This is a genomic window from Oculatella sp. LEGE 06141 (assembly GCF_015207605.1).
Classification (GTDB): domain Bacteria; phylum Cyanobacteriota; class Cyanobacteriia; order Elainellales; family Elainellaceae; genus Oculatella.
Map to the genome: position 1 here is coordinate 36,711 of NZ_JADEWO010000017.1, position 20,261 is coordinate 56,971.

General features: G+C 49.9%; 20 protein-coding genes. 11 read left to right on the forward strand and 9 right to left on the reverse strand.

Features of this window, described 5'->3' with window-relative positions; translation table 11 throughout:
* Nucleotides 1–8: 8 nt before the first annotated feature.
* The 5 genes from IQ268_RS13655 to IQ268_RS13675 form a co-directional block, all read right to left on the reverse strand.
* Nucleotides 9–335: an STAS domain-containing protein gene (locus IQ268_RS13655; RefSeq protein WP_193879651.1), complete on the reverse strand. Its 327-nt coding sequence runs from the start codon at nucleotides 333–335 to the stop codon at nucleotides 9–11.
* Between the two features lie 236 nt (nucleotides 336–571).
* Entirely contained in the window at nucleotides 572–1,075 is a 504-nt protein-coding gene (locus IQ268_RS13660; RefSeq protein WP_193879654.1) for a pentapeptide repeat-containing protein, read from the reverse strand.
* 32 nt (nucleotides 1,076–1,107) lie between these two features.
* Nucleotides 1,108–1,602, reverse strand: coding sequence for a universal stress protein (locus IQ268_RS13665; protein WP_193879657.1), 495 nt, complete (start codon nucleotides 1,600–1,602; stop codon nucleotides 1,108–1,110).
* A gap of 184 nt (nucleotides 1,603–1,786) precedes the next feature.
* The gene (locus IQ268_RS13670; protein ID WP_228035341.1) at nucleotides 1,787–2,638 is read right to left on the reverse strand and encodes a carbohydrate ABC transporter permease; all 852 of its coding nucleotides are present in this window, start codon (nucleotides 2,636–2,638) and stop codon (nucleotides 1,787–1,789) included.
* An 85-nt stretch (nucleotides 2,639–2,723) separates the two neighbouring features.
* Nucleotides 2,724–3,632 carry a carbohydrate ABC transporter permease gene (locus IQ268_RS13675; RefSeq protein ID WP_193879660.1) on the reverse strand — a complete coding sequence of 303 codons (909 nt, stop codon included), beginning with the start codon at nucleotides 3,630–3,632 and terminating at the stop codon, nucleotides 2,724–2,726.
* A 354-nt stretch (nucleotides 3,633–3,986) separates the two neighbouring features.
* Here IQ268_RS13675 and IQ268_RS13680 point away from each other — a divergent pair, with 354 nt between their 5' ends.
* Nucleotides 3,987–4,412, forward strand: coding sequence for a PleD family two-component system response regulator (locus tag IQ268_RS13680; RefSeq protein WP_193879663.1), 426 nt, complete (start codon nucleotides 3,987–3,989; stop codon nucleotides 4,410–4,412).
* A gap of 28 nt (nucleotides 4,413–4,440) precedes the next feature.
* Here IQ268_RS13680 and IQ268_RS13685 read toward each other — a convergent pair whose 3' ends face one another.
* On the reverse strand, nucleotides 4,441–5,712 hold the full coding sequence (locus IQ268_RS13685; RefSeq protein ID WP_193879666.1) for an ABC transporter substrate-binding protein: 1,272 nt from the start codon (nucleotides 5,710–5,712) through the stop codon (nucleotides 4,441–4,443).
* Nucleotides 5,713–5,963: 251 nt separating this feature from the next.
* Between IQ268_RS13685 and IQ268_RS13690 the strand changes: the two genes are divergently transcribed.
* Together IQ268_RS13690 and IQ268_RS13695 are read left to right on the forward strand one after the other, a co-directional pair.
* The gene (locus tag IQ268_RS13690) at nucleotides 5,964–7,496 is read left to right on the forward strand and encodes an MFS transporter (RefSeq protein ID WP_193879669.1); all 1,533 of its coding nucleotides are present in this window, start codon (nucleotides 5,964–5,966) and stop codon (nucleotides 7,494–7,496) included.
* Between the two features lie 161 nt (nucleotides 7,497–7,657).
* Nucleotides 7,658–8,506: a DUF1206 domain-containing protein gene (locus IQ268_RS13695; RefSeq protein ID WP_193879672.1), complete on the forward strand. Its 849-nt coding sequence runs from the start codon at nucleotides 7,658–7,660 to the stop codon at nucleotides 8,504–8,506.
* Nucleotides 8,507–8,602: 96 nt separating this feature from the next.
* Here the strand turns inward: IQ268_RS13695 and IQ268_RS13700 are convergent, their stop codons facing one another.
* On the reverse strand, nucleotides 8,603–8,887 hold the full coding sequence (locus IQ268_RS13700; RefSeq protein ID WP_228035342.1) for a hypothetical protein: 285 nt from the start codon (nucleotides 8,885–8,887) through the stop codon (nucleotides 8,603–8,605).
* 193 nt (nucleotides 8,888–9,080) lie between these two features.
* On the reverse strand, nucleotides 9,081–10,823 hold the full coding sequence (locus IQ268_RS13705; RefSeq protein WP_193879845.1) for an ABC transporter ATP-binding protein: 1,743 nt from the start codon (nucleotides 10,821–10,823) through the stop codon (nucleotides 9,081–9,083).
* A gap of 221 nt (nucleotides 10,824–11,044) precedes the next feature.
* Between IQ268_RS13705 and IQ268_RS13710 the strand changes: the two genes are divergently transcribed.
* The 5 genes from IQ268_RS13710 to IQ268_RS13730 all read left to right on the forward strand — a co-directional run bounded on the left by IQ268_RS13710 (nucleotide 11,045) and on the right by IQ268_RS13730 (nucleotide 14,949).
* Nucleotides 11,045–11,221 (forward strand): hypothetical protein, encoded by a 177-nt coding sequence (locus IQ268_RS13710; RefSeq protein ID WP_193879675.1) that lies wholly within the window; start codon nucleotides 11,045–11,047, stop codon nucleotides 11,219–11,221.
* 185 nt (nucleotides 11,222–11,406) lie between these two features.
* Complete coding sequence (locus IQ268_RS13715) at nucleotides 11,407–12,093, forward strand: ParA family protein (protein ID WP_193879677.1); 687 nt, start codon at nucleotides 11,407–11,409, stop codon at nucleotides 12,091–12,093.
* Nucleotides 12,093–12,782 carry a hypothetical protein gene (locus IQ268_RS13720; protein ID WP_193879680.1) on the forward strand — a complete coding sequence of 230 codons (690 nt, stop codon included), beginning with the start codon at nucleotides 12,093–12,095 and terminating at the stop codon, nucleotides 12,780–12,782. Before IQ268_RS13715 ends, IQ268_RS13720 begins: the two co-directional genes overlap by 1 nt.
* 453 nt (nucleotides 12,783–13,235) lie before the next feature.
* A complete protein-coding gene (locus IQ268_RS13725; protein WP_193879683.1) occupies nucleotides 13,236–13,394 on the forward strand; it encodes a hypothetical protein in 159 nt (52 codons plus the stop codon).
* Nucleotides 13,395–13,719: 325 nt separating this feature from the next.
* Nucleotides 13,720–14,949, forward strand: a complete 1,230-nt coding sequence (locus IQ268_RS13730; protein ID WP_193879686.1) for a sensor histidine kinase — start codon at nucleotides 13,720–13,722, stop codon at nucleotides 14,947–14,949.
* Between the two features lie 146 nt (nucleotides 14,950–15,095).
* Here IQ268_RS13730 and IQ268_RS13735 read toward each other — a convergent pair whose 3' ends face one another.
* Nucleotides 15,096–17,063, reverse strand: a complete 1,968-nt coding sequence (locus IQ268_RS13735; protein ID WP_228035343.1) for a TolC family protein — start codon at nucleotides 17,061–17,063, stop codon at nucleotides 15,096–15,098.
* Between the two features lie 707 nt (nucleotides 17,064–17,770).
* On the opposite strand from IQ268_RS13735, the gene IQ268_RS13740 reads away from it, so the two are divergent.
* The 3 genes from IQ268_RS13740 to IQ268_RS13750 all read left to right on the forward strand — a co-directional run bounded on the left by IQ268_RS13740 (nucleotide 17,771) and on the right by IQ268_RS13750 (nucleotide 20,235).
* A complete protein-coding gene (locus IQ268_RS13740) occupies nucleotides 17,771–18,949 on the forward strand; it encodes a M20 family metallopeptidase (protein ID WP_193879689.1) in 1,179 nt (392 codons plus the stop codon).
* Nucleotides 18,950–19,045: 96 nt separating this feature from the next.
* Nucleotides 19,046–19,300 (forward strand): hypothetical protein, encoded by a 255-nt coding sequence (locus tag IQ268_RS13745; protein ID WP_193879692.1) that lies wholly within the window; start codon nucleotides 19,046–19,048, stop codon nucleotides 19,298–19,300.
* A gap of 515 nt (nucleotides 19,301–19,815) precedes the next feature.
* A complete protein-coding gene (locus IQ268_RS13750; RefSeq protein WP_228035344.1) occupies nucleotides 19,816–20,235 on the forward strand; it encodes a hypothetical protein in 420 nt (139 codons plus the stop codon).
* Nucleotides 20,236–20,261 lie beyond the last annotated feature (26 nt).

Below are 20,261 nucleotides of genomic sequence, written 5' to 3' on the forward strand. Positions count from 1 at the left end.
GGGGGGACTCACTGCGGCATCAAGACCGCTTGCCGGAACTCATCCTGACTGGTATATATCTCAAAAATACTGTCCATATTGGTAAGATTGAGCAGCATCTTCACCTGGTCATTGATAGAACAAAGCGCAAATCGACCGTTTATCTCTCGGATTTTCTTAAGTGCAATGACTAATGTACCTAAACCAGAACTGTCCATAAACGCGATCGCTTTGCAATCGATCAAAATGATGAGCGCTCCTTGATCGACTGCATCGTTGACATCCTGGCGCAACTGACTGCCGCCCATGCTATCCAAAATTCCTGTTGGCTGAAGCACTTTAATCTCAGGACTCATGGTTGATATAGGAAAGGGGAAGACCGACTTCAGTATGCCCTCGCCATTGATATAACTATCGGAAATTACGGGAGTCCAGGCTCTCTTAACGACCAGAGCATGATCCGCTAGAGGGTGAACCCACCGCTTCACGCCATTTTTTCTATCGCTGACGAGAAGCCATAACTCCCTCTATCACGTGATAGCCTCTCGTCAGTTCGTTAAAGACACAGAAAAAGGACACCAACTGCGATCGCCTAGCAATCGTCGTTGCGGATACTGCCGTCGGGCATAACAGTGTTGCAGAATTTAGCTCCTGATAAATCAGCCCCGTCTATCTGAACATCCTGTAGATTAGCTTGCCGTAGATTCGCCCAACACAATTTGGCGTTCTGCAAGTTGGCACCGCGCAAGTTGGCACCGCACAAATACGTGTGGCTGAGGTTGGTATTGTTCAGATTGGCATCCCACAGGTCAGCCTGGATCAGACTAGCCCGACGCAAATCGGCATGTTGCAAATCGGCACCGTGTAATATTGCTTTATTCAAGAATGCGCCGCGCAGGTCGGCTTTGCTCAGGTTGCTGCAATACAGATTCGCTTCTGTCAAATTCGCTTGAGACAAATTAGCCTGCTGTAAATTAACTTTGATCAAATTGATTCGGCTCAGGTTAGTTTGATGCAAATTTGCTTTGCTCAGGTTCTCCCGACGAAAGTTTCTCTCTCCAAACTGATAATGCCGTTTCAATTGCTCAATATTCATGATCAATAGCCCTAATCGCTAACGAGCAGACCTTACGTATGGGGGGAAGATGTTCCTTGAACCACTAACACTGAACAGGGCGCATGGTGAATGACATAGTTGCTCACACTGCCCAATACAATCTCGGTTAGACCCTTGTGCCCTCGACGACCCAGCACAATTAAGTTAGCGCCCCAATCGTGGGCAACGTCACAAATCCAGGAAGCAGGCTCTCCGGCTTTACAGCTACACTCAGCCAAAATACCGTGGTCGTGGGCTTGCTGGCAATAGGATTGCAACCACGCTTCTGCTTTAACCAATTGCTGATGTAAGTGGTCTTGGTGCGATCGCTGCAATGCCCCATAGGTTGCCACGTCGCCAATTGTGCCAACTCCCAAAAAAGGGCCGGTTTGTAGAGATTCATCCCGAACGCTGTGCAGCAGCAGCAATCGAGATTCGCTACATTGAGCCTGTTGCACCGCTTGTTCAAAAACGAGCGGCGCTTGGGGCGATCGATCGATGGCAACTACAATTTTTTTAGGTTCCATAACCACCACTCCTAAAGAGAGGAGAAATTAGGCCATTTCAACCTGTAATTTTTTGCCAAACGTGAGAGGGGCTTGAAGCAGTTAAGTGGTCTACTTCTAATTTAAATCTAATGGATTTTTGGAATAAAAAGCTGAATAATTGTGTAAAAGTTACGTTGCAAACCAGGGAGCAATGCAATAAAAGTTAACCTTTTCCACCTGTAAACGTCACACTTTGAATAAAGTAGCGATTGAAAAAGGCGTAAATACAAATCGCTGGCAGTGTGAAGACCATTGAAGCTGCCATGATGTAATTCCAGTAGCTAATGTACTGCCCCTTAAATGTGTTTAGCCCTAAGGGCAACGTAAACATTTCAGGGTCAAATAAAATGACAACAGGCAATAGGAAATTATTCCAGCTTCCCATAAAAACAAAAACAGCTTGTGCGGCTAATGCAGGTTTAGCAAGCGGCAGCACAATATGCCAAAAAGTGCCAAAGCGATTGAGTCCATCCAGTTGAGCGGCTTCTTCCAATTCTTTGGGGAAATTAATAAAAAACTGCCGCATCATGAAGATAAATACGGCGTTGACCATACCAGGTACGATCATTCCCTGGTAAGAATTGAGCCAACCCAGCGCTTTTAGAATGAGAAAGGTAGGAATCAGCGTCACCTGAGCCGGGACGGCTAAAACTGCCAGAATCAAAAAGAACCAGAGGCGATCGCCCCTAAACCGAAGCCGCGCCAATGCATAACCCGCCATTGAATTAAACAGCAGATTAAAGCAGGTAACGCTAATGGCAATCACAACGCTGTTTAACAGCCAGCGCAAAAATAACGGTTGCTGAAAAATTTGCCCATAGTTCTCAAGTGTAAATTGTTTTGGCATAAAGCTTAAACCACCGTCAACAATTTCGGAAAGTGGTTTAAACGAGGCCGAAAGCGCCCACAAAAACGGGATCAGGGTAACAACTGCATACAGAATTAGCAGTCCGTAGAGCAGAATTTGAACCCCATATTGATATATAGATAGCTGGGGCGATCGCTTGTCAATCAAACATGCCTCCTTTCTTCCAATCGTACGATTGATGTCAATGAACAGCAGCAGTTAGCTACTCCTATTTTAGGGTAGCCCGTTCAATTTAGTCTGGCGTTTCCTGACCCAGCCAATAGCGTTGAATCAGTGTCAAACTAACAATAATTCCAGCTAAAAAGAAGGCGATCGCTGCCGCATAGCCCATCTGCAAATTCCGGAAGACGTACTGATAAATTAATAAGACAATCGTCAAGGTTGCGTTGTTGGGTCCCCCCGTACCGTTTGAAAAGATATAGGACTGATCAAACAGTTGGAAGGTGCCAATGATACCCATCGCAACCACAAAAAAGGTGACGGGTTTGAGCAACGGAACAGTGATATAGATAAATTGTTGCCAGGCATTTGCACCATCTAAATCAGCCGCTTCATAAACTGATTGAGGAATATCTTGCAACGCCGCCAAATAAATCACCATATAGAACGGAGCCGTTGCCCATATGTTCATGATCATAATGCCCTTCAAAGCAACTGCCGGATCGCCCAACCAGTTGTAAGTCGGCAAACTAAACAGGGCAAGCAGGTAGTTCAATAAGCCATTGGTGTTGTAAATCCACATAAAAATTAGCGTTAGAACCGCAGAAGATGTCACCGTGGGCAAGAAGAACAGAATGCGAAACCAATGCTTGCCACGAATGCTGGAATTGAGCAGAACCGCTAACACCAACGCCAGAAGGGTCTGAACTGGAACAACAACTGCAACGTATTCCGCTGTATTTCTGAGTGCAATCCAAACGCGATCGTCACCGACTAAGCGAAAGAAATTACGAAACCCAACAAACTCGTATTGAATGTCGCCCAACAATTCTACGTTTTGAAAAGATAGAAAAACGGCATACAGAATGGGCAATACCACAAACATCCCCAGAACCAACAGCGTTGGCAGCATGAAGGCGTACCCCGCAATGTCTTCTCCGACGCTGTGTTTTGCACTCGGCTGTCGTCTTGTTCCAACCATGAACGTATCCTCGGCTCCAAACCAGCCCGCTGTAGCGATCTAAGGCATCAATGTTGTTATGCTACCTTTCACGTAGTGTGCCGCGATCGTCCATTCTGACAACAACCGGAACATGACTATCCAAATTTGCAGCCGTATTAGCTACTACCGCTCACATGCTCCAGGAGCTACCGGGCTAAAGGTTTAAGCGCTGCGAGAAGCCAAGACAAGGTGAGTGATACTCGGCACTCTATAGAACAGCTTCAGTTATAAAAGTTAAGCGTCTGTCTTGAGACAGATGCCATTTTGTAACGAAATGGAGACGATGGTTTCAAAAGATTACAAAAAATTAACCTTTGAAATTAGCGCTTTTATATGCCAAATGCCCAGATGCATTACATCTTGGTGGTTGACGATCTAGTTGATAACTTATTTCTGCTCCAAACCTTGCTGGAATCTGAAGGATATCGGGTTCAAACCGCAGAAAGTGGTGAGGTCGCCCTTGCCACTATAAACGCCACCCCTCCAGATCTAGTTTTGCTTGATGTCATGATGCCCGGAATCGATGGCTACGAAGTTACCCGCCGAATCCGTCAAGACAGCCGTTTAGCTTCTGTTCCTATTCTGCTCATTACGGCTCATGATGCCACCAACGCCACCCTAGGTCTAAGCCTTGGTGCTAACGCTTTTGTTCGCAAGCCACTCGATTTTGATGAATTGATGCAGCGGATGCGATCGCTCCTCCAGGAATACCCACCCTCGCACAAACAGCCCGTTTCGAGTCATCGCACCCTACGGTGAGCGGCAAACGTGCAGCCCTAGCCAGTATTTATTGGGATTCCCGGATTTGTTGATTAGCAGTTGCTTGTGCCCGCTTTATGGCTTGCTCTAGCGGCTGTTCGCCTATCATGGCGCTCACAAACTGGTTGTCAAAATTGCCCATGATAATGGCCGGGTAGCTGCCAACTTGCCAGGGAGTGGCTGTGTCAACCCCGGCTACAAAGGGCGATCGCAGTGCATCGTTTTCATATCCCATCTCTGCCGCAACAGACTTGCGCGTTGGCAGTGCTGCCCCGGCACTCGTCCATTTTTGCATTCCGGTTTTACCCGTAAGATAGGACAGCAAAGTCCACGCTTCTGCTTTATGTTGCGCTTGCTGGCTGATGGCATAGGCCACCGTAAATACCATGGTGCCAGGCATACCGTTAAGACGGGGAACCGGAGCCACTCCATACTCCAGGTTGGGAAACGTTTCATGCAAGTAGGGGATAGCCCATGCTCCTTCTAGCACCATTGCCACCTTTCCCTGACCAAACATTTCGCTCCCAGAACTGGTTCCCACATCCGATCGCTGTGCAGACGTGCGATCCTGGCGATACTGCTGCACAACCAGTTCTAACCCCTGGATTCCAGCATCAGAGGCAAATGCAGCATAGCCATGCTCATCAACAACCTGGCCTCCGAAGGCTCGAATTTTATAAGCCTGCCGAGCCAGCTCTGGGATATCACCAAAACCGTATTGATCGGTTCTGCCATCCTGGTTGCGATCGAGCGTTAACACCTTTGAATCAGCCAGCAGCTCATCCCAGGTTTGAGGAGGGGCAGATAAGCCTACCTCAGCAAACGCCTGTTTGTTGTAGAACAATGCCAGAGTTGAATAATCTTTGGGCAAGCCATACAGTTGCCCCTCGTACCGAAACGGCTCCAGTAATGATTCCTCAAAGTCGGCCAGATCAAACTCTGGTGTGATGTACCCGTCTAATGGCTCCAATACCCCTTTACTGGCAATGAATGGCGTTTCGAGCGCATCCAGGAAAAATACATCCGGTGCCGCATCGCCTATCATGCGGGTTTTAAGCACGTCCATGTACTGTTCCGCAATCACTTCATACTTAACGCGAATGTCCGGATGCTCGGCCTCAAACTCTCGCAAAATTTGTGCAAACGCGGCTTGCTCTGCCGGACTCGACCCCCAACCGCTTAGCGTCACCACAACTGGAGTGGCTCCCTCTGACCGGGGCGACAACAGACCGTGACCGCTAACCAACAGAATAGCGATCGCCAGTACTAAGGCAATGAATCCAAGCACTTTAGTGTTCATATCCTTATTCCGGGGTGGGTGGGCATTGCTCGCTCGACAGTATGCTTATCTGACTTATTCCATTACACGTTCGGTTACAAGCCCTTAGGAGAAATACGAGCAATTCCTAATTTTTATTGAGAAATGCAAGTTAGAATGACGAAAATCTTTGTCCTTCTTGGTGAGGAATAACCAGCACACCTCAATCTAGCCAGCCTCGCTTGACCCTAGCTGGACGAACAGCGGAATTTTTCACCCATAGTAAAGCAGCGATGAATCTTGTTGAGCTTGAACCCACTGCTCCTCTTGCTGAAGACATTCCTCCACTAACGAACGCTGACGATACAGACGATACAACTGTTGCCCTGGAGCATCCCTCCAATCAGGTGTCGAGGGATGCAATTCGCATCAGCCTTAAAGCTTCTACGCTAGACGGTGTCTTTGCTACTATTTTCTCCAATATTGCTGGCGGCGTGTTGTTAAGCAACTTTTTGGTGGAGTTAGAGGCCAGTGCTGTTGAAATTGGCATGTTGTCGTCTATTCCAATGCTGGTTAATCTCCTGCAACCGTTAGGAGCCTACTTGGCCGACCGCACCACCAGCCGTCACCACTATTGCCTGTGGATTTTTGGACTGTCTCGCCTGATTTGGCTGGCGTTGGTCGCTGGCGTGGCGATCGCCAGTTGGCACTCGATCGATCCGCATCAGCTTGTGATTTGCACCTTGCTCATCGTTTTAGCCAGTCATATCCTGGGTGCGTTAGGCAGCGCTTCCTGGCTGAGTTGGATGGCCATATTGGTTCCCCAACGGCTACGAGGACGGTACTTTGGCGTTCGCAATAGCGCCGCGAGTTTTACCAACTTAGTCTGCGTTCCACTGGCAGGGCTGCTTGTTTCTATGTGGCCCGGTGGAACACTGCAAGGGTACGGTGTTGTGTTGTTGATTGGCATTGTAGCGGGGTTGCTGAGCTTAGGATTTCAGCACTTTATGGTCGATGTGAACCCACAGGTGCAGCAGTTTGCTCCGGCAAAACGGTTTCAAATAACCCATGCCAAATCAGCCAGTGGTGCCGCTGCGGTGCGATCGCTCTATCTCAATCAAGTGCCTGCCGAACGCGATCGCTCCATCTCAACCCAATCCCCTGATTCAGCACCAGTCCTATGGCAAGATGCTAACTTTCTGACATTTCTGCTTTACTTTGGCCTGTGGTTCTTTGCCGTCAACCTCAGTGCCCCCTTCTTTAACCTCTACATGCTCGACACCCTCGGCTTGGATGTCAGATGCGTAACGCTGTATAGCAGCATTCATGCGGGTGCCCACCTGCTCATGCTGATCCTCTGGGGCAAGGTTGCCGATCGCACCGGCAATCGTCCGCTGCTGATCTTAATTGGCATTTTGGTCGCCATTACCCCACTGTTGTGGCTTGGCACAGGAGCCAACGCGCGCTCGTTGTGGGTATGGTTTCCCCTGTTGCACCTGGTATCGGGCGGAACGTGGGCGGCAATTGACCTGTGCAGCAACAATATCCAGATGGGCGTTGCGCCCGTTAAGCATCACGCCGCCTATTTTGCGATCGCCGCTGCGGTTGCGGGTGTGATGGGGGCATTGGGAACAACGCTGGGAGGCTTTGTGGCTCAGTTCGCCAACTATGGTGGTCTACCGGGGCTATTTGCCCTCTCCAGCATGGTACGGCTAGCATCTTTGCTGCCGTTGATCTTTGTGCAAGAGCAAGGCGGGCGATCGCTAAAACAAGCCTTACTGTTTTTGCTCCCCATTCGCAGACTGGTTCAAACCAATAACGTGTAGCGTCAGCCGTTTTACCGCACCATCTCCTGCACTGAAGACCGAGATGAGAAGGTAAAGAAAATACCTTTCCATAGACAGAAGATCCTGTCCACGGGTAGAAGCATGTGTGAAGTGAGCCTGTTAAAACGTTGACATTGTCTTACTTAAAATTACTTAAACCCATGCCACAGGATTCTTCAGACTGGATTGAACGGTTTGCCCGTTTTGGTTTCGCTGCAAAAGGGTTTGTTTATGCTGTTGTTGGTCTTTTAGCCACCCAGGCAGCGATTGGTTCAGGAGGAGATACCACCGATCCGCAGGGGGCATTGGAAGCGATCGTAACGCAGCCATTTGGCAGAGCTTTACTGGCATTAGTTGGCGTTGGACTGGTGAGCTATGCGTTATGGCGATTGATAGAAGCAATACTCGATCCAGGAAATAGCGGAAGCGATGCAAAAGGCTTAGGCAAACGCGCCGGATATGGCCTTAATGCTTTTATTTATTTCGGTATTGCCTTGGGTGCCATTAAGCTCTCAGGCGGAGCTAACAGCACTGGCAGCGACAGTGAGGCATCTACTCAAGATTGGACAGCCCGCATACTGGAGCAACCCTTCGGTCAATGGCTGGTTGGGCTGGGAGGCGCACTGGTGATTGGACTGGGATTTTACTATTTCTATAGAGCTTACAAAGCGGAATTTCGCAAAGATTTGAAATGGCGGGAAATGAACAGCACCGAGCAAACCTGGGTCACTCGCATTGGCCGCATCGGGCATATCGCCAGAGGCATCGTTTTCACAATCATTGGTCTTTTCCTGATTCAAGCAGCACGACGATCGGATGCCAGTGAGGCCGTTGGCCTGGGTGGCGCACTAGCCACATTAGCCGAGCAACCTTACGGACCTATTGTGCTGGGTGTGGTTGCCGTTGGCCTCTTTGCCTATGGGATTTACACCATTTCAGAGGCAAAGTACCGCCGTATCTTTGCCCCTAATGTTGATATGAGTCGGGTCAACAGCATGATCAATCAGTGATCCAAAACCGTATCCTGCAACCCTCTAAGGTGGTTTTACATGACAAAGGTAAGCGCAGGACAGCCTGGAATTGTATCAATACAAACGAGTCTACAGCTAGCCGTCTAGCGATCGCTGAATGCCTGCCACTACTGCCGCCAGGGGTTCTACCGGTTGTGCCACTTCCACCGGAAGCTCAATGTCACCGTAATAATCGCTGGCGGCAATTGGCCCGATGGCATCTGTATTCAGGTTAATGCAGCCCGGCTTTTTGGCATACTGACAGACCCTCGCCCACAGTCGGGCGCGGGTACCCACTGGCCCAGCCGAAAACAAGACCCGCTCTCCTGCTTCAATCTTGACACCGCAAGCAGGACAAACTTCAATATTCGTGTTTTTCATGTCGCTGTTATCCATAACGACATATCCTCTACAGTATTAATTCGATACCTTGTTGTACAACCTGGATTTAAGCAACAGCTTCAGCCTTTGGGGATAAACGTTTACCGCACTGGCTAAAATTCATTCTGTGGAGGTATTTCCGGTTGGCCTACCTGCCAGTATTATTCAGCACGTCAATCGCTGATAAATAACCTTATTGCTTCAATCCCAGTTGCACATGCCAGAGATTGGCGTAAACGTTCCGCTGCTCCAGCAACTGTTCATGAGTACCACGTTCGACCAATTGTCCCTGTTCCATGACATAGATACAGTCTGCGTTGCGAATCGTTGAGAGCCGATGAGCGATCGCAATTGTAGTACGGTTGCGGGTAATTCGTTCTAGCGATCGCTGAATAGCAGCTTCCGTTTCGTTATCCACGGCTGAAGTCGCTTCATCCAGAATTAAAATGGGCGGATTTTTGAGAACCGCGCGGGCGATCGCTAAGCGCTGCCGTTGACCACCCGATAGTTTTTGCCCCCGTTCTCCCACCACCGTTTCATAGCCCTGGGGTAACCGCAAAATAAAGTCGTGCGCTTCTGCAATGTGCGCGGCGGCCATCACCTCATCCTCTGTTACGTCTGGACTGCCGTAAGTGATGTTTTCTCGCACAGTACCGTGAAATAGAAACACATCCTGGCTAACCAACCCAATCGCCCGCCGCAAATCCTGGAGCTGGATATCCTGAATATTGATGCCATCTAGAGTGATGCGCCCCGACTGAATCTCGTACAGCCGCAACAATAATTTGACGAGGGTGCTTTTGCCAGACCCGGTAGAACCCACAATGGCGATCGTTCGTCCAGCCGGGATCTGAAGCGAGAGCTGTTCAATCACCGGATGACGTTGGCTGTAGGCAAACGTTACATCTTCCAGCGCAATCTCACCCCGTACCGACCCCAACGGCAACGAGATATGTCCCGGACGAATTGCAATCGGCGTATCCAGCAGGTTCATGACCCGTGCCGTGGAAGCCATTGCCCGTTGATATTGATCCAGGGTTTCTCCCAACCGGGTCAGCGGCCACAGCAGACGTTGAGTCAAAAAGACCAGGACGCTGTACGTCCCTACGGGCAACCGCCCCGCTGCCGCCGCCAGCCCACCATAAAATAGCGTTGCTGTAAATCCACCCAAAATGATAATGCGGATCATTGGCACAAAAGCTGCACTCAGTGCGATCGCCCGTCGGTTGCTTTGGCGATAGGCTTCGCTTTCGAGCGCAATTCGCTGTGATTCGTAGCGTTCTGTGGTGAAGCTTTTAATCGTCGTGATGCCGCCAAGGTTATTAGCAAGCCGACTATTGAGCAAGCTCACCTTCTCTCGCACATCGGCATAGCGTGGCGTGAGCCGCCGCTGAAAGGCGATCGAACCCCACAAAATAAACGGCATGGGCAACATAGACATCCAGGCAATACCGGGTGCTAGCACAAAAAACACGCCACCAATGATGATCACCGTTGTCACCACTTGCAGGATGTCGTTAGCACCAAAGTCGAGGAAACGTTCAAGCTGGTTGATGTCATCGTTCAACACCGACATCAACCCACCCGTACTGCGAGCTTCAAAATAATCCAGTTCTAGCTCTTGCAGATGGTTATAAGCATCCAGGCGTAAATTGTGCTGGATCGATTGCGCCAGATTGCGCCACAGCAACCCATAGGCATATTCAAAGATTGACTCTAACGCCCAAATCACCAGGGTTAGCAGAGACAAAATCAAGAACTGCATCCAGACATCGCGAATACCCCATTGGGCAATCCACGAGTCTTGCTGCTGCACAATGACATCTACGGCAATTCCAATCAGGGCGGGCGGCGCTAAATCAAACAGCTTGTTCAGCACTGAACAAATCGAGGCTTGCCAAAATTGCACTCGATACGCTCTGCCATAGGTTAGCAGCCGCTTAAGAGGATGGGGTTCGCGCGATCGCCCTTTAGCAGATGAGTGTTCTGGTAACCCCGACCGTTTGCCCAATTTTTCTAGCGCTTTTTGCACCCTAATTCCAGCCAATATAAAGAACCCTCACTGGATATCAACCTTCCCTCCATTCTCGCTAGTTATGCTGCGTTTTGCCTGGGCAGCCGTTTGCCAAACAATATCCACAGACACTGTTGCCAATCATGAACCCAAATCAAGCCCCCTGCCAAGCAGGAGACGTTGATCGGGAATACCATCCAGGTGCTAAGTTTAAGAGTACAGATGGTGTTGCCACAACCGGGCGATTCCGCTTGCCCGCTCACGTTAACCATTTCATCCCATCGCACCATGAAGATGGCACCACCGGAGAGGATGTTTGAAACCGGCTGGTTGGCACTTGAACCGTTCCTTTGGTTGCTTGTCGTCAGTGCTGAGTCCTTTGGGCATATCAGCAGATGAATGCAGCCCATTTGCTACTTTTCAAACATCCTCTTAAAGTAAGGTTGCAGCTTAAAGTAAGATTGCAGCGTGTTCTGTAGCTTGGGTTTAGGTTGTCTTGGGCTACATGAGCCAATCCCCAAGTTTAACGAAGGAGTTAGTTGTGAAGCGATCGCCGTCTCCAGCCAAAATATTGGTGGTTCTCAATGGCAAGGGTGGCGTAGGCAAAACGACAACGGCAATTAACCTTGCCGCCGCGTTTTCCGAAAGCGATCGCGTTTTGCTAGTCGATGCCGACCCACAAGCATCGGCTACCTGGTGGGTAGAGCGCAGCCAGAAAGGGGTAGGATTCGATGTTGTCCAGGAAACAAACCCTGCCTTATTGAGTAAATTACGAACGGTCAAAGATTATACACTGATGGTAGTGGATACTCCTCCTGCTTTGGGGTCTGAAGCCCTGGCAGTAGTCGTTCCTGCCGCAGATTATTTAGTATTACCCACACCGCCTGCGCCAATGGATCTAACGGCGTTAATTGAAACCGTCAAACAGGCGGTTTTACCAACAGGAGTCGAGCATCGGGTTTTATTGACCCGTGTCGATCCTCGCAGTGTTGGGGAAGCACTAGAAGCGCAAAACACCCTGCTAGAAATGGGAATTCCAGCTTGCAATGCTTTCATTCGAGCTTATAAAGCCCACGAACGAGCGGCATTAGATGGAAAGTCAATCTTGCAATGGCGCGGCAAAAATGCCCAGGAAGCGAAGGCAGACTACCGCCGAGTTGCAGAGGAAGTAAAACGCGATTGGAGAAAGTAATGGCTAGAAAACGCTTGTCAGATTTAGTGCGAGAAGAAGCGCAAAAGGTACCAGAAGCTGAAGCAGCTCAACCTGAACCAGATGCAGAACACACTCCGGCATCTGAATCTGATGATTCTGATGATAGCGATCGCGACGATCAGGCATCCAGCGAGGAATCCACTGCATCCCGCTCAACGTCCTCTCGCAGCAAGAGTCCCACAAAAGCCGAATTAGAAGCGATCGTAACTGATCTGCAAGCTGAAATTAGAGCGGCACAGAAAGAGAGGGATGAATTACATCACAAGCTAAGTGAGTTACAGGAAGCGTTGGAAACAGAAAAAGCGCTCCACCAAAAATTACAAGCAGAACTTAAGAAAGCCGACCAGCTCAAAGTAGAGCTAGAAAAAGCAAGAGATTTAATTCTAAAGCTGTCCGAAGCCAACGCTAAACCCGCACAACCCGCTGCCAGTAGCGCTCCACCCGCAGCTCTATCGCTGTCTAAACCAGAGGCATCGAAGCCCAAATCGGAACCGTCGAAACTGCCTCAACTGACGAAAAGCACATCCGGCCAGGTCAGTACAGGGCAGGACTCTCAATCGGCCTTGAGGAAAGTGTTGCGGCATCCAATTGAACCCACGACCTTACCGCACATGCCTTCGGAATACGACACAAAACTATCGAACGACGACATTGGCTGGGTCGATTAGTCCAACTTGCTTCCGGTGCTGGTGGCGTGTTAAGAGGATGTTTTAAAAGTGCTGATTGCCACTCAAACCGCCCCCTTTTCTGGCTTTCCGCAGGTGCTAAGCGCCCAGTTTTGGGGAACTTTGAAGCAGAAACGGTGCGGAAGCCCCCACGGTTAGGGAATTTAAGGGGTAAATGCAGCACATTTGATGCGTTTCAAACATCCTCCAGGGCGGTTAACTGTCGCGGCCAAAGGCGCTTGAGGGAAAGCTGCTGTGTCAGCGCGGCTTAACATTGTGCGGTGCTGTAGTGCGAGAAATCCGCACCGGACGTGCCTGGTGATTTGAGTCACCAACTTTTCTGATAAGAATCACTGGTTTCTGGGGGAAGTATCACACCCGCACTGGAGCAAACGAAGGATAGTAGTCTCATGGCTCTCTTCCCTATCAACCTCAGGTCATCAGCGCCAGGATTGAATGGAAGAACAGCCTCAGCCGATCGCCTCTCATGAAATTATTTCTCCGCAAGTGCTGAACAACAGCAACCATGAGGCGGTCATACGGCTCAAGTTTCGGGTCACACTCCTAATGACATGCTCCTATAGCCGCGCCAATTGCGTGGCTATTTTATTTTGAGCGCCAGCGAGAGTAGCCGCAAACCAGCAGATTTGACGAACGGAACAAATCCCTGGCAACGTTGACTTTCTGATTGACTTCTTGATGTATGGATGCTGGCTACGACCCTACAGAATTTGTCAGGCCGTGGATTGAGCGTAGTCGAAATCCACGGCCTGACTCACATCCTATAAGCCTGATCAGGCTACTGAGCCAGCAGCCAAAGCCACTAATCATAACCAGCGAAAGAGTTTGACCCATACCTACAGCCGATACAGTGGTTTAAACCATCGTCATCAGGCAAGGTAAAGATTCTATTGGCAGTGATACAGATGAAGTGGAAATCATGACAGATTTTGGTCAACTCTTGAGCCACAAACGCAGCCTGATTGTAGAACACTGGGTCGAGGCCGTTTGCCAGGATAGCCAAATTGAAACAACTCAAGAGCTGACATACAAAGGGATACAGGACAGCGTACCGCGAGTGCTTGAAGCAATGGCAGCGGTATTATCCAACCCCCATCAAGAGGATATGCAAATTTTGGTTGAGGCCAGCCTGGAACACGGCATCCTTCGAGCAGAGCAGGGGTTTGAACCATCCGAAATTGCGCGAGAATATCGTCTGCTGCGATCGGTCATTTTCTCGACCCTGGAAACGGACCTACTGCAAGGTTCTCCCGCTGAGGTGCTGCGAGCAGTGCGGGTAATTGATACAGTAATCGATGAAGCGATCGCCCGTTGCTTCAACAGCTATACCCAGGGGCGTTTGCACGAACTAGAACAGCTTCAAGGGCAGTTAAAGCTCACGAACCAGGAGTTAACGCGCTTAGTCCGCGCCAGCAAAGCGAGCCTGTCGGAACTGGCTCACGAGCTGAAAACGCCGCTAACCTCCATCATTGGCTATTCGGATTTGTTTTTGCGACAAAATCGCCAGAACTCAGGGGTCAAAGACTCCATTCCCAACCTGGAAAACATTGAACGCGTTTTACAAGGCGGACGACAACTGCTTCGTTTGATCAATGACGCACTAGAAATCTCACGCTACGAAGCGGGACAAATGAAGTTGCAACTCGCTCCGATGGAGGTGCAGAGCATGATTAGCAGCGTAGTTGAAATGGTAGCCCCCCAGGCCGCTACCAAAGGGTTGGTGTTAGTAGCAGATTGCGATCGCGCCCCCAAAGAAGTGATGACTGATTCGCTGCGCTTCCAGCAGGTGGTAACCAACTTACTCAGCAATGCCATCCGATACAGCGAATCGGGACAGATTTTGCTTAGATGTTGGCAAACATCAGAACACAACTGGAGTATTGCGATTACCGATCAAGGCATCGGCATTGATGCAGAGGAACAGCAGCGCATCTTTGAACCCTATGTGCGTGGCAATGTTACCCAGTATCTCATGGCAGAGGGGACTGGCTTAGGGTTGGCGATCGTAGCTCGACTGGTCAAACTGCTGCAAGGTCGCATTGAGCTTACATCGCAAAGGGAGATGGGGTCTACCTTTACCGTTACGTTACCGATAGTTGCTTTCATTTCAACTGACTCGATCCCTCAAGGGAGACCAACAGTACCCTAATGTTTTCTGTCCAGAGTGCCCTCGTTCAGAGGCCAAAGCAAGGGAAGCCAGCCGAGCTAACAGGGAAGCACTTGATCAGAACTCACGATTGTCGCATCTGTTTAAGCAACTGGCATGAAGGCGGCCTCGAATCACGGTTTATCGCCTCACCTGAGACCACTGGATGAGCGGTTCAGCCCGGTTCCGGCTTGCGGTGCCCCTGCTAAGGTACTCCCCGGAAAATTACTAATCGCTCGCCTTAAAGATACCAGGGAACGGTTGTAGCCCAAAATCGCCTGCACCTGGTTCAACTGGGCGTTCGTCAGATCGGTTTGCGCTTCGAGTACCTCAGTCTGAGTGCCCACACCTGCCTGGAACCGTAGTCGCGCCAGCCGCAAAGCTTCCTCAGCCTGATCAACCGCAATGTTAGCGGTGTTGATGTTGAGATAGTTGGCCTGCAAGTCCGAGAACGATTGTTCAACCTCTAAGCGGATCTGATTGCTGGCATCATCAAACTGATTTTCGGCGATCGCAATGTTGGTTTCCTCTTGATCTGCTCGCGCTCTGGCAGCCCCACCGTCAAACAGGCTCATCGACACCTGTGCCCCAAAGGAGTAAGCGCCTCGGAAATCTTGGTTGTCGTTATTCAAGGTGCCTTGCAGGTCATATTGGGCAAAGAGCGATACCTGAGGCCCCAGTTCAGCACGAGCAGCTCGACGCTGTTCATCACCAATATCACGCTGGACAAGCTGCTGCTCTAACTCAGCTCGATTTCGCAATGCCAGGACGATGCTCTCTTCCAGGCTGAGATCCCAAATCTCGGCCACCGCGACCGGGTCTGCAGTAGCAATATCAACCGAAGAAGCCAGATTCAACTGTCGTGCCAGTTGGCGACGAGCAATTTGTTGATTGCTCAAAGACTGAGTGAGGTTTTGTCTAGAGTTCGCTACATCAACTTGAGCCGTTAGCACATCAAAGCGGGTACCCACCCCTGCCCGCTCCAGAGCTTCAGCATCACGCAAACTCCGCTCTGCTTCCTCCAAGGCCACCCTGGCAATGCGAACCTGTTCACCCGCTTCTTGCAAGTCGTAGTAATCGGTTGCTACATCTAGCTGGAGCTGTTCTGCAATCGCCTCAACTTGCAGTTGTTGAAACCGTATCCGACCTTCTGCCGCCCGAATCAGAGCCGGTCTGCGTCCCGACGTAAACAGGTCATAGTTGATCTGTAACGTCCCTCCCAATGAGGCAATGATCTCATCCTGGTTGCTATTCTGCTGACCGCCCAGCAGGTCTTCCAGATCAGAGTTAATTCCAGAAGACTGGTTTGTATTCTCTTGAAAGTTTAAGTTGCTAGAGGCTGCAACATTAGGCAATCGACTCGCTTCAACTTCCCGTAGTTGCCCTTCCGCCAGTTCTAGCTGGAGTTGGGCATCTCGCAATTGAGTGCTGTTGCGCTGAGCCAGTTCTAGCGCCTGTTCTAGCGTGATAGGTTGAGTACCAACAATTTCAACTTCTTCTGGTTGAGTTGGACGTTGTAACGGGTTAGGGTTGGGGTCAAGATAATCTGGCGTTGACACCGATGGTTCTACATCATTCACCCCCGGAGCAGGAACAACCGACGGGGCAGGCTGGGGTGGAACCGTGTCAGGCGGCGTAGAAGCATCTGGAACCGTTGGATTAGAGGGCTGCGTCAGGTCAGGCTCGTTAGCATCGGGTTGAGACGGCAAACCCTCTTCCGGCTGAGCTGGCTCCAACTGAGGCAAGTTATCTTCTCTTTGTGCATCTGCTGCGGGGTCAACCTCAGGCGATTCGTCCTCCTGAGAGGGGGATGCTGCATCTGGCGAGCTAGATGGTTCATCCAGTTGAGCCAGGGTTTCCGGTTCAAACTCTTCAACCGCTGCGTTTTGGGCTTGCAGCACGCCAATAGAGACAAAACTGGGTTCTGGTTGGTGGGCTTGAGGTCTTCGCATCGATTCGATCGCCCCGGCCAAACTGCCATCTGTTGCATCGTTCTTGTTTAGCTTGTCTGTTTGCGAAGGGAGTATCAATGAAACCTGGGCAGTAGCAGCACCAATGGGACTAAGAGCGATTACTGCACTGATGCCTACAGTAATGAATGGGAATGAGGGTTGCATGTTGTTAGTTCGCAGTCCAGATATAGCTTAGGAAAAATAAGGGAAACAACCTTGAGCAGAATAATGGTTGGTCAAAGAGATTTGCAAATAAATCGTTACGTAGTTTAAAGAAACGGAGGGCGATCGCACTTCATCCGATTGGTTCATCTGATTGGTTCATCTGACGGGTGCATCCGGTAGCTTGATTGGTTAATATCCGGTTGAATTACCTTTCTCACACCATCAGCCGATTCTATTTCTAACTTGATTAGCATCGCACAACGTCACCCCAATTCGCTTCAAAATCTGCAAAGTTAGCATACACAGCACTACACAGCAGAATCGGCGACAGCCCTCTACCCCTTAAAGTTTCAGATTTTAGGAACCTCCCCCAAAATTAAGGGTCAAACAGTCAGGAGACGTAACAGTCTCTACCCTGGGGGTTGGGGGGCAACCCCCAGACTCTCTCTAGACCATTTTGTTAACAACCAAGTTTGTTTAGTCCGCTGTGCTACAGAAACGTTTTCTAGATTGATCTACGTCCGTTAGATACGGCCTCAGGATAGTAGAGCCGCTGGATAGATTCAAAAAGTTATGGAGGCATGACCCTAATTTGGCTTTTTACCCACTCTGTCTCCGCAAAAAGAGCGTTGATTAGCGGTTGTTTTTAACAAAATTTTTAACAAATGCTTATCATATGGTAAAAAGTGAATCCACCTGACTCTTTGATGCTTAGCCGTATAAAGGACATCGCCGCCAGTCTGGCACCACGCCTGATAGAAATTCGTCGTCACATTCATAGCCATCCAGAATTGAGTGGTCAAGAATACCAGACCGCCGCTTACGTAGCAGGTGTTCTGTCCTCATGTGGACTCCATGTTCAAGAACTAGTAGGCAAAACAGGAGTGATTGGCGAGTTTCCAGGTCAGGGGCACGACCCAAGACGGCTAGCGATCCGTACGGATATGGATGCCCTCCCTATCTACGAGCGCACAGGGTTGGAGTTTGCCTCTCATAAACCAGGAATAATGCACGCTTGCGGTCATGATGTGCATACGACTATTGGCCTGGGAACTGCGATGGTGCTGTCCCAGTTAGGAGAAGCACTGCCGGGAGATGTTCGGTTTCTGTTTCAGCCCGCCGAAGAAACCGCGCAAGGGGCATCCTGGATGATTCGAGATGGCGCTATGCAAGGAGTGTCGGCTATCTTCAGCGTCCATGTATTTCCAACTATTCCGGGCGGTTCAATTGGGATTCGCTACGGAGCCTTAACCGCCGCCGCAGACGATCTGGAATTAATCATCACAGGCGAGTCAGGACATGGAGCCAGACCGCACGAAGCGATCGATGCCATTTGGATCGCCTCTCAGGTTATTACAACCTTACAGCAGGCCATTAGCCGCACCCACAATCCCTTGCGTCCGGTGGTGCTTAGCATCGGTCAGATTCAAGGCGGACGAGCGCCCAACGTCATTGCCGACCAGGTGAGAATGCTGGGCACGGTGCGATCGCTCCATCCCGAAACGAGCGCTTCGCTTCCGGCCTGGATTGAAAAAATTGTGGCAGGAATCTGTGAATCGTTTGGCGCACGTTACGAAATGCATTATCGCCGTGGCGTGCCGTCAGTGCAAAACGATCCGGCCTTAACTCAAATTGTAGAAGCTGCTGCTCAAGAAGCCTGGGGAAACGATCGCATTCAAGTCTTGCTAGAACCGTCGCTGGGGGCTGAAGATTTTGCCCTTTATCTAGAACACGCTCCAGGAACTATGTTTCGGTTGGGTGTGGCCTATCCAGATCAGCCTAACTACCCCTTGCATCATCCCCAGTTTCATGTCAACGAAGCAGCCATTATCACCGGCGTAGTGACGATGGCATACTCCGTTTACAAATATTGGCATCCTGCCTGACAACGTGCTGCTTTGGAAAGCTGCCTTTAGAAAGATGCTCTGAACCGCACAGGCTGATAATCTGGTCTACAGTAATTTGACGAGACGGTTTTAGCTATGGCAGCATCCACACCTCTGACAGGGATGGAACTTATCGACTGTGCAAAGGCAAACGCCAAGCAGGGAATTGGAACGGCTGCACATCTCTGTGGGTACGGTGAAGATTTGAACGGATTCAAACAAGAACTACAAAGCGCCTGTAGCCGGATTGGGGTTGAGGTCAACGAATTAAGCGATCTCATTACCGACCAACAGGCCATCCTCGACACAGAAGGAATTGAGGTCGCACCAGATACAACGTCTGAGCTGTAGCTGAGCCTCGTGAGACAGTTTGATGCCTTGACTCTGTTAGTCAAACTCAAACCGTTTAAACTGCAAACTGTTACCAGCACGTTTCGCAGAGGGGCAGCTTTATGGGTATTCTCCAGAGTGACATAAGCAATCTTGATCCGCCTGGGCCGGTTCTTGCTGCTTAGTAAACAGAATTAGTCTCTTTAGTCACAACCCGAACGTCTGGGAATCGCTTCACTACGACTTATCACCCAACCCGCCTGAAGATAATTTCGGGCAATAACGCCTCCCGCCGCACACCAACACACTAAAACGCGCCTGAACCCCAGATTTCGATTCAACCGAAAGCAACGTTTTAATAAGGGACAGCCTGCCCTGTAGCGTATGTACACCTGGGTGGGTACATCTAAACTAAGACAGTGGACTGCTACCGTAGCCTACTGTGGCTTGTTGCGACGGTCTGTTCAGTGATGGCAAGTTGAACACCTGAGCAGGCATCTAAATCAACTGCTTCTCGCTACCTTACAAAACTGTTGATGACATCTATACATATGCCCGTAAACCGTTCCTCCGACCTGGAAGTTGGTCTACCCATGCAGGAACCCAGCCCATCGTACTCAAACCTCATCATCGGTGCAGCAGTTTTTGACCTCAACGGCCTGCCCAAAGAATACTTTGCGCTCAACGAGAATAGAGATGCCGGTTGGGTTCAAACTATTTTTCAGGCGATAGGGTTGCAGTCTTTAGTGATGTCTTCCCTGAAACTGGAAGGATTTCATCATGCGATCGTACATGAGACATCTCACCGATCGATCGTCATCCGGCAGAGAAACCGATACACCGCTCTGTTGCTTGACCAAACTCGGCTGGATGCCATTTCAGAGGCGTTTATTGCGTGGGCAAACGAGTTCGATCCCAGTTGCCTTAAAGCAAACCAGAACTTTACTGCCATTTAAGCAGCATGGTTTCGCCAAAAACGACT

What these genes read in the sequence shown, in the direction of transcription:
- IQ268_RS13655 (WP_193879651.1), bottom strand. Translation starts at nt 335, where the DNA reads ATGAGTCCTGAGATTAAAGTGCTTCAGCCAACAGGAATTTTGGATAGC.
- IQ268_RS13660 (WP_193879654.1), bottom strand. Translation starts at nt 1,075, where the DNA reads ATGAATATTGAGCAATTGAAACGGCATTATCAGTTTGGAGAGAGAAAC.
- IQ268_RS13665 (WP_193879657.1), bottom strand. Translation starts at nt 1,602, where the DNA reads ATGGAACCTAAAAAAATTGTAGTTGCCATCGATCGATCGCCCCAAGCG.
- IQ268_RS13675 (WP_193879660.1), bottom strand. Translation starts at nt 3,632, where the DNA reads ATGGTTGGAACAAGACGACAGCCGAGTGCAAAACACAGCGTCGGAGAA.
- IQ268_RS13680 (WP_193879663.1), top strand. Translation starts at nt 3,987, where the DNA reads ATGCCAAATGCCCAGATGCATTACATCTTGGTGGTTGACGATCTAGTT.
- IQ268_RS13685 (WP_193879666.1), bottom strand. Translation starts at nt 5,712, where the DNA reads ATGAACACTAAAGTGCTTGGATTCATTGCCTTAGTACTGGCGATCGCT.
- IQ268_RS13690 (WP_193879669.1), top strand. Translation starts at nt 5,964, where the DNA reads ATGAATCTTGTTGAGCTTGAACCCACTGCTCCTCTTGCTGAAGACATT.
- IQ268_RS13695 (WP_193879672.1), top strand. Translation starts at nt 7,658, where the DNA reads ATGCCACAGGATTCTTCAGACTGGATTGAACGGTTTGCCCGTTTTGGT.
- IQ268_RS13700 (WP_228035342.1), bottom strand. Translation starts at nt 8,887, where the DNA reads ATGAAAAACACGAATATTGAAGTTTGTCCTGCTTGCGGTGTCAAGATT.
- IQ268_RS13710 (WP_193879675.1), top strand. Translation starts at nt 11,045, where the DNA reads ATGAACCCAAATCAAGCCCCCTGCCAAGCAGGAGACGTTGATCGGGAA.
- IQ268_RS13715 (WP_193879677.1), top strand. Translation starts at nt 11,407, where the DNA reads ATGAGCCAATCCCCAAGTTTAACGAAGGAGTTAGTTGTGAAGCGATCG.
- IQ268_RS13720 (WP_193879680.1), top strand. Translation starts at nt 12,093, where the DNA reads ATGGCTAGAAAACGCTTGTCAGATTTAGTGCGAGAAGAAGCGCAAAAG.
- IQ268_RS13725 (WP_193879683.1), top strand. Translation starts at nt 13,236, where the DNA reads ATGGAAGAACAGCCTCAGCCGATCGCCTCTCATGAAATTATTTCTCCG.
- IQ268_RS13730 (WP_193879686.1), top strand. Translation starts at nt 13,720, where the DNA reads ATGACAGATTTTGGTCAACTCTTGAGCCACAAACGCAGCCTGATTGTA.
- IQ268_RS13735 (WP_228035343.1), bottom strand. Translation starts at nt 17,063, where the DNA reads ATGCAACCCTCATTCCCATTCATTACTGTAGGCATCAGTGCAGTAATC.
- IQ268_RS13740 (WP_193879689.1), top strand. Translation starts at nt 17,771, where the DNA reads ATGCTTAGCCGTATAAAGGACATCGCCGCCAGTCTGGCACCACGCCTG.
- IQ268_RS13745 (WP_193879692.1), top strand. Translation starts at nt 19,046, where the DNA reads ATGGCAGCATCCACACCTCTGACAGGGATGGAACTTATCGACTGTGCA.
- IQ268_RS13750 (WP_228035344.1), top strand. Translation starts at nt 19,816, where the DNA reads ATGACATCTATACATATGCCCGTAAACCGTTCCTCCGACCTGGAAGTT.